Raw genomic sequence first — 6662 nt, 5'->3', positions numbered from 1 at the left:
CCCAGAGATAGCGGCCCATCCAGCCAAGACTTTCGAGAATGCGGTTCATGCCTGCTACACCAGATAAAAACCGTCATCCGGCCGCCGACCGCCGATGATCGCGGGGTCGGCCTTGGCGAGTTCATCGTAAAACGCCTCAAGATCGGTACGCGCAGCACTCGCCTTCAGCGCACATAGATGGCTAGTCGGGAAGGAGGCAGCGATGATGTCAGGCGGAAAGCCCAGAGCTTCGGCGACGGCATCGGCCGCCGTCTTAGGGTCGGCCATGGCGCTGGCGAGCGCCGCCTCCATGGCGGCCTGTAGAGCCTCTATGCCGGACTTGCCGAGCTTTTGCTGAACTTGCGACGTCAAGGCGAGGCCGGCCTGCGGGATTTCAGCCTTGCCGGCCACCTTGGCCCATTCCTGCTGGATATCGATGGTGCGGTGGACGGTCATGAAAAACGACTTCGCCTTGATCAGCACAGCGGTCGCGGCCGGTTCGCTGAGCAACGCGGCATCCACCCTGCCCGTCAGCAGCAATTGCACGGCTTCCGGCGGCGAGGCGGCATATTCCAGCTTGATGTCGCCGGACTTCAGGCCGTTTTCGGCAACAAGGCGATGCAGCACGAAATCGGGCATATCATTCTTGAACGGCAAAGCGAGCGTCTTGCCGGAAAGGCTTTTCAGGGAGTTCAGCGTCTCGTCTTTCGAAACGATACAGAGCAGACCCGTGGTCAGCACGTTGAGCAGCCCGAGGCCGAGGCCGCGATTATGGAGATTGGCGGCGCCATAACTCGGCATCACCACCGCCCCCATGGAGCCGGAGGCAACGGCCGCGCGCATTTCATCCGGCGTTTTCCAGGCCTTGAAGACGGCCTCAGGCGCAACGTCCTTCAGGAACCCGCCTTTTACGGCATGGGCCAGCACGGCGGACGGCGCGGCGGGAGGCCCGTAAAAGGTGAGCGGTGTCTCCGCTTTCAGAATATGCGGTGCGGCAAGCGTCGCCACCGTGAAACCGGAAAGGGCCGAAAGAGCCTGACGACGGGTGAGATGATGGGCCATGGTCCTGATCCTTGTTCGCGCCGGAAGCGCCCCGATGCCGCACAACCAGCCTTGCGGCCCGGAGCGTCACCAACCCGGAAATGACATTTTGCAAGCGGGTGCTCTTTGCGCAGGATCAAACAGCACCGGAAGCAAGGGGCTATTTGCATGTTTTAAGAGACCGGGCCTCTCGCAGAATGCGCGAACCCTCCTGCGCGGCGGCGGCGATATCGAGAAACATCAGGCTCGCCATTTCGACGACGCCTTCATCGACCGTATCGTCCTCGGCAAAATCCGATAGCATATCGGTCAGAAGCCCGATCTTGCGCCGCTCCTCGCGGGCGGCGGCAAGGAGCTTGACGACATTGCGCTGGCGCTCGAAATCCTCAAGCTCGCGCAGCGCGTCGTGCACCTTGTCGCGGCAGCCGCAATCGAGCGCGCTTTGCAAAACCACGTTACGCACGAGATGGATCGCCGCCGCGATATCCGCCCCGCCCGGCGCTGCCGCAGACTGTGATTGCGCGTTTTTTCCGTTCGTCGTCATGCATTCACCCCATGCGCCGTGTTGCGGGCGCGGGCGATCCAGGCCGCCCCTTCCTGCCCGTGGTGAAAACCATTGGAAAAAGGCACGTCCGGATAGATTTGGCTGAGACGGGCAAGACCATCTCCCGCCCCCCGCCTGCCGGTCAGAACATCGTCATGGATCTGCGCCCCCGCCACCATGTCGCAATCCTGCGGCGAGAGGCGGAAACGGGCGATGCCGGCAGCGGCCAGATCCTGAAGCTCGCCAAGCAGCGACTGGCAGGTGTGCGACACCGTCTGCACCCCGTTCAGCGCCAGAAATGATTGCCGGTCAAGCGTGCGGACCGGCAATCCATCCGGATCGTCACCGCAGACGAACTGGCAATTATCCTTGATATTGCCCTTGGCGCGGGCATGGGCGCAGCGCGCCGAAATGGCGAGCGGCAGGCGGCCGAAGGCGAAGATTTCGAAGTCCACATCAGGCGTCTCCGCCACGATGCGCTCCACCGAGATCATCGGCAGTTCCGGCGGCAGGCAGATGGCGCTTGCCCCGCGCGAGGAGAGCAGCCGCGCGGTCGCGGCATTATAGACATTCACCATCGGCCCGACGACGGGCGGCGCGCCATGCAGCATGCCAAGGGCGGAAAGGTCATTCGCCTCGACGGGATAAGGACTATCGGCGATCAGGCCGCGCAGCTGGCGGCTTTCCCGTTCCAGCGTCACCAGTGAAAGCGTCGAAAGGATCACCTGTTTTCCGGCGTTCTCCAGCCGCTCGATCACCTCTGCCAGATGCGGCTCGGTGAAATGAAACCGTTTGGAACAGACGGTCTCGCCGAGATAGACATGGCTGACGGGCGCTTCATCGGCGATGCGGAAATAGAAATCTCGCCATTTCTCGCCCTGCCAGAGATAAAGGACCGGGCCGAGCGCCAGAGTGGCCTTTGCGGGTTTTGCCATCGCCTTCACCTCCAGCGTTTCTCATAAGCGCCAACGGTGGTGCGCTGGCCTTCGCTTAAGAGCCGCAGGCGTGAGAGCAGCCTGCCGCGCTCTTCGGCACCGGCGGAAAGCGCCCGGTGCAGGGTGGAAACCACTTCCGCCACATAGGCCTTGCCGCGCTGGCGACCCTCGATCTTCAGCGCGCTGACCCCCGCCTCGCGCAGCGCATCGATCTGGTCCATCACGTCAAGCGATACCGGATCCTCGAAGGCATAGGACTTGTCATCGGCAATCTCGAAACGGCCCTTGCACAGCGTCGGGTAACCCGCCGCCTCCCCCGCCGGAAAGCGGTTGATGGTGTAATCACCGAGTTCCGACACCAGCTCCTGCCCATCCTGCCGGTAATGCACATGGCTTGCCGGCGAGCAGACGCCGTTCATGTTGGGTGATTTGCCTGTGGCATAGGAGGACAGCGAGCACCGCCCTTCTGCCATGACGCAGAGGCCACCGAACACGAAGATTTCGATTTCGCAGCGGATTTGCCGCGCCAGCCGGGCGATGTCAGGAATCGTCAGGGTGCGCGGCAGCACCACCCGTTTGGCGCCGAAGGCATCGACGAGAAAATTGACCGCATCGGCATTGGAGGCGGAGGCCTGTACCGAGACGTGGATGCGCTGCTGAGGATGGTTTTCCGCCACATGCGCCATCAGGCCGAAATCGGCGAGGATAAGCGCGTCAGCCCCCGCCTTCACGGCGTCGGCCGCACCGCGATACCAGATGTCCTCATTACCGGCGCGCATGAAGGTGTTGAGCGCCACAAAGGTCTGGACACCGCGTTTCTTCGCGTAAGTGATGGCGTCGGCCAGCTCTTCGCGGGAAAAATTGAGGCCAGGGAAATTGCGGGCGTTGGTTTCATCACGAAAGCCGCAATAGACGGCGTCCGCCCCGGCATCCACGGCCTCACGAAAGGCGGCGGGCGTTCCCGCAGGACAGATCAGTTCCATGCCAGCTCTCCCCGCGTTTCGGACAGAACGTGGCCGCGCAGGCGGTTCGCAAGACCCGTTACCACCGGCGCGAAAGGCCCGGCAAATGCACCGAGGTCACGCGGCAGATCGATACCGCTATCATCAAGCGCATTGCGCAGCGCCAGCATCGCCTCCATGTCGCCGGTGACGCTGAGATCACGCGAAAAGAACAGCGCATCGGCATCCTGCCGCCCCTCCATCAGCGCAAGCAGCATGAAAAGCGGTCCCTCGACCGCCGCGTCCGCCTTGGGCAGGCGGCCCTTTCGGCTGACGGTGATGGCAGGACTTGCGGGTTCGACCATGAAGGCAAAGGGGAGATCGACAGGCAGAAAAGCGTAGCGCTTGTTGCGATGTTCGCCGAGCCGGACGAACATATTCGGATGCCGCTTCATGATCTGCGCCAGCATCGCCGCCGTCGCTCGCTGCACCACGGCAATCGGCAGAAAATTCAAGGGGGTGGCGATGGCGGCGGGAAAAGGTCTCATGAAGGGTCCTGTCGGCTCTGTTGCGGGCGGCAACCTAACCGTGGCGCACGGATGGCGGTTTGAGCGAACGCAAAGACAGGGTGATTTTCCGGCGTGAAACGATGAAAAGCGCTATAGATCACGGACTTGCCGAGCGAAGGAGGTCGCCCATGTCCGATATAAGGGTCAAACGGATTTACGAACCCGCCAGCGACGATGACGGCACGCGCGTTCTGGTGGACCGGCTCTGGCCGCGCGGCATGCGTAAGGAAGATGCAAAACTGTCGCTATGGCTGAAGGCGATCGCGCCCAGCAACGAATTGCGAAAGAACTTCTCCCATATGCCATCGCGCTTTGCCGAATTTACCCGGCATTATCATGAGGAACTGGCGGCCAACCCCGATGCCGTGGCCCAGATGAAGGAGCTGATGGCGAAAGACCGGGTCACACTGCTTTATGCCGCCCACGATACCGAACACAACCACGCCCTCGTTCTCGCCGACTATCTTCGTTCGCACTGAACCCGCATTTGCGGCAGCGCAAGGACATGCCCCACTGCCACCGGCAAACAGGCGGCATGAACGACGAGCGCACAGACAAAGAGACAGAAACGAAACCCTTCCGCGCTGCCGATCTGCGCGGTTTCGTCCGGCTGCTGGAAGAGCGTGGGCAGCTGCGGCGAATCCGCCAACCGGTCTCGCTGGTGCACGAGATCACCGAAATCCACCGCCGCGTACTCGCCGAGGGCGGGCCGGCGCTGCTGTTCGAGCAACCCGTCGACCACGAGGGCAAGGTGCGGGAGATGCCGCTGCTTGCCAATCTGTTCGGCACGCGTCAACGCATCGAATGGGGGCTCGGGCTGGAAACGGGCGGCCTGCCCACGCTTGGCGTGAAGCTGGCAGAATTGCGCGAGCCGCGGCCGCCGAAAACCATGGCAGAGGCCTGGAGCAAGCTGCCTTTGCTCCGGGCAGCACTTTCCACGCGGCCACGCAACGTCTCCCGCGCGCCGGTGCAGGAAAGGGTGCTGACGGGCAATGCAGTCGACCTTGCCCACCTGCCGGTGCAATGGTGCTGGCCGGGCGAACCGGCCCCGCTCATCACCTGGCCGCTGGTCATCACCCGTTCGCCTGATGATCCCGACGATATCAATGTCGGCATCTCCCGCATGCAGACGCTTGGGCCGGACAGGGTGATCATGCGCTGGCTGGCTCATCGTGGCGGGGCACATCACCACCGGCTGTGGCAGGCGCGCGGGCTGGATATGCCCGTTACCGTCGCCATCGGCACTGATCCCGCCACCATCCTCGCCGCCGTCATGCCGCTCCCCGAACATAGCGGCGAGCTTGGCTTTTCCGGCCTGTTGCGCGGCCCGAAAAGCCGCACCGCCAGAGCCTTGCCCGTGCCGATGCCGGTGCCCGCCAATGCCGAGATCGTGCTGGAAGGAACCGTCTCAGTAACGGAAACGGCGCTGGAAGGCCCTTACGGCGCCCATCCCGGCTATTATAATTCCGTCGAACCCTTTCCGGTCATGACGCTATCGGCAATCACCATGCGCCGCGAGCCGATCTATCTTTCCACCTATACCGGCCGGCCGCCGGATGAACCCTCGGTTCTCGGCGAAGCCATGCTCGAGATTTTCCTGCCGCTCGTCAAAAGACAATTTGCGGAAATCGTCGATCTGTGGATGCCGCCGGAGGCCTGTTCCTACCGCGTGATGGTCGCTTCGATCGACAAACGATATCCGGGGCAGTCAAAACGGATGATGATGGGCCTTTGGTCGATGCTGCCGCAGTTCAGCTATGTAAAACTCATCATCCTGGTCGATCCCGATATTGATGTGCGCAACTGGGCGGACGTCGTCTGGGCGCTCTCCACCCGTTTCGACGCCTCGCGCGATACAACGATCATCGACGACACGCCGATTGATTATCTCGACTTCGCCTCGCCGAAAGCCGGGCTCGGCGGCAAGATGGGGCTGGATGCCACCCGCAAGCTGCCGCCGGAGACGGAGCGCGAATGGGGCCGCGTGCTGTCCATGACACCTGACGTGATCGCGAAAGTCGATCTGATATGGCGTGATCTCGGCCTTGGAGAGCGGCCATGACTCCGTGCCGCGTCGTGGTCGGCGTTACCGGCGCCTCGGGTGCCGCCATTGCGCTGCGCATCGTCGAACGCCTCGCCGGGATGAAAAGCGTCGAAATCCATCTCGTCCTGTCGCAATCGGCCAGACGCACCGTGCTGCATGAGGAAGGTGCGCAAGCCATGGGGCGGATGTTGTCGCTCGCCAGTGTCAATCACGCCGTCGATGACATCGGCGCGGCAATTGCCAGCGGCTCTTTCCCGACAGCCGGCATGATCGTTGCGCCCTGCTCCATGCGCACACTTGCGGCCATTGCAACCGGGTTTTCGGACAATCTTCTCACCCGCGCCGCCGATGTGCATTTGAAGGAACGCCGGAAGCTGATCCTGATGACACGCGAGACGCCGCTGCATCTCATCCATCTGCGCAACATGTGCGCGGTGACGGAAGCGGGCGCCACCGTCATGCCGCCGGTTCCGGCCTTTTACAACAGACCGCAAAGCATCGCCGATATTGTCGACCAGATGGCCGCTCGCGCCATTGATCAGCTCGGTATCGCTTCCGCGCCGCAGGCGACGATATGGCAGCCACATGTTGTGAAAGCGCCCTGAGCGA

Annotated in this window: 8 protein-coding genes; 3 read left to right on the top strand and 5 right to left on the bottom strand. The window is 62.6% G+C overall.

Going from position 1 to position 6662, the window contains the following annotated elements; genetic code table 11:
- Positions 1 to 54 precede the first annotated feature (54 nt).
- The 5 genes from ASB65_RS13720 to ubiT form a co-directional block, all read right to left on the bottom strand.
- The gene (locus ASB65_RS13720; protein WP_060724284.1) at positions 55 to 1041 is read right to left on the bottom strand and encodes an ABC transporter substrate-binding protein; all 987 of its coding nucleotides are present in this window, start codon (positions 1039 to 1041) and stop codon (positions 55 to 57) included.
- 139 nt (positions 1042 to 1180) lie between these two features.
- Positions 1181 to 1564: a hypothetical protein gene (locus tag ASB65_RS13715; protein ID WP_060724283.1), complete on the bottom strand. Its 384-nt coding sequence runs from the start codon at positions 1562 to 1564 to the stop codon at positions 1181 to 1183.
- Positions 1561 to 2499 (bottom strand): ubiquinone anaerobic biosynthesis protein UbiV, encoded by a 939-nt coding sequence (gene ubiV, locus ASB65_RS13710; RefSeq protein WP_060724290.1) that lies wholly within the window; start codon positions 2497 to 2499, stop codon positions 1561 to 1563. Before ubiV ends, ASB65_RS13715 begins: the two co-directional genes overlap by 4 nt.
- 5 nt (positions 2500 to 2504) lie before the next feature.
- Positions 2505 to 3482: a ubiquinone anaerobic biosynthesis protein UbiU gene (gene ubiU, locus ASB65_RS13705; protein WP_060724282.1), complete on the bottom strand. Its 978-nt coding sequence runs from the start codon at positions 3480 to 3482 to the stop codon at positions 2505 to 2507.
- Entirely contained in the window at positions 3473 to 3988 is a 516-nt protein-coding gene (ubiT, locus tag ASB65_RS13700) for a ubiquinone anaerobic biosynthesis accessory factor UbiT (RefSeq protein ID WP_060724281.1), read from the bottom strand. The genes ubiU and ubiT overlap by 10 nt, the downstream gene beginning before the upstream one ends.
- 149 nt (positions 3989 to 4137) lie before the next feature.
- Between ubiT and ASB65_RS13695 the strand changes: the two genes are divergently transcribed.
- From ASB65_RS13695 to ASB65_RS13685, 3 genes are read left to right on the top strand one after another with little or no spacing between them, the layout of a single operon-like run.
- On the top strand, positions 4138 to 4488 hold the full coding sequence (locus tag ASB65_RS13695; protein ID WP_060724280.1) for a DUF488 domain-containing protein: 351 nt from the start codon (positions 4138 to 4140) through the stop codon (positions 4486 to 4488).
- A 56-nt stretch (positions 4489 to 4544) separates the two neighbouring features.
- Positions 4545 to 6071, top strand: coding sequence for a UbiD family decarboxylase (locus tag ASB65_RS13690; RefSeq protein ID WP_060724279.1), 1527 nt, complete (start codon positions 4545 to 4547; stop codon positions 6069 to 6071).
- Positions 6068 to 6658: a UbiX family flavin prenyltransferase gene (locus ASB65_RS13685; protein ID WP_060724278.1), complete on the top strand. Its 591-nt coding sequence runs from the start codon at positions 6068 to 6070 to the stop codon at positions 6656 to 6658. Before ASB65_RS13690 ends, ASB65_RS13685 begins: the two co-directional genes overlap by 4 nt.
- Positions 6659 to 6662 lie beyond the last annotated feature (4 nt).

Origin of the sequence: Agrobacterium tumefaciens str. B6, from assembly GCF_001541315.1 — a bacterium.
In the GTDB taxonomy this organism is placed as follows: domain Bacteria; phylum Pseudomonadota; class Alphaproteobacteria; order Rhizobiales; family Rhizobiaceae; genus Agrobacterium; species Agrobacterium radiobacter.
Note: the sequence above shows the minus strand (reverse complement) of the source record. Positions and strands in the feature narration are given on the sequence as shown.

What these genes read in the sequence shown, in the direction of transcription:
- ASB65_RS13690 (WP_060724279.1), top strand. Translation starts at nt 4,545, where the DNA reads ATGAACGACGAGCGCACAGACAAAGAGACAGAAACGAAACCCTTCCGC.
- ASB65_RS13685 (WP_060724278.1), top strand. Translation starts at nt 6,068, where the DNA reads ATGACTCCGTGCCGCGTCGTGGTCGGCGTTACCGGCGCCTCGGGTGCC.
- ASB65_RS13695 (WP_060724280.1), top strand. Translation starts at nt 4,138, where the DNA reads ATGTCCGATATAAGGGTCAAACGGATTTACGAACCCGCCAGCGACGAT.
- ASB65_RS13720 (WP_060724284.1), bottom strand. Translation starts at nt 1,041, where the DNA reads ATGGCCCATCATCTCACCCGTCGTCAGGCTCTTTCGGCCCTTTCCGGT.
- ASB65_RS13715 (WP_060724283.1), bottom strand. Translation starts at nt 1,564, where the DNA reads ATGACGACGAACGGAAAAAACGCGCAATCACAGTCTGCGGCAGCGCCG.
- ubiU (WP_060724282.1), bottom strand. Translation starts at nt 3,482, where the DNA reads ATGGAACTGATCTGTCCTGCGGGAACGCCCGCCGCCTTTCGTGAGGCC.
- ubiT (WP_060724281.1), bottom strand. Translation starts at nt 3,988, where the DNA reads ATGAGACCTTTTCCCGCCGCCATCGCCACCCCCTTGAATTTTCTGCCG.
- ubiV (WP_060724290.1), bottom strand. Translation starts at nt 2,499, where the DNA reads ATGGCAAAACCCGCAAAGGCCACTCTGGCGCTCGGCCCGGTCCTTTAT.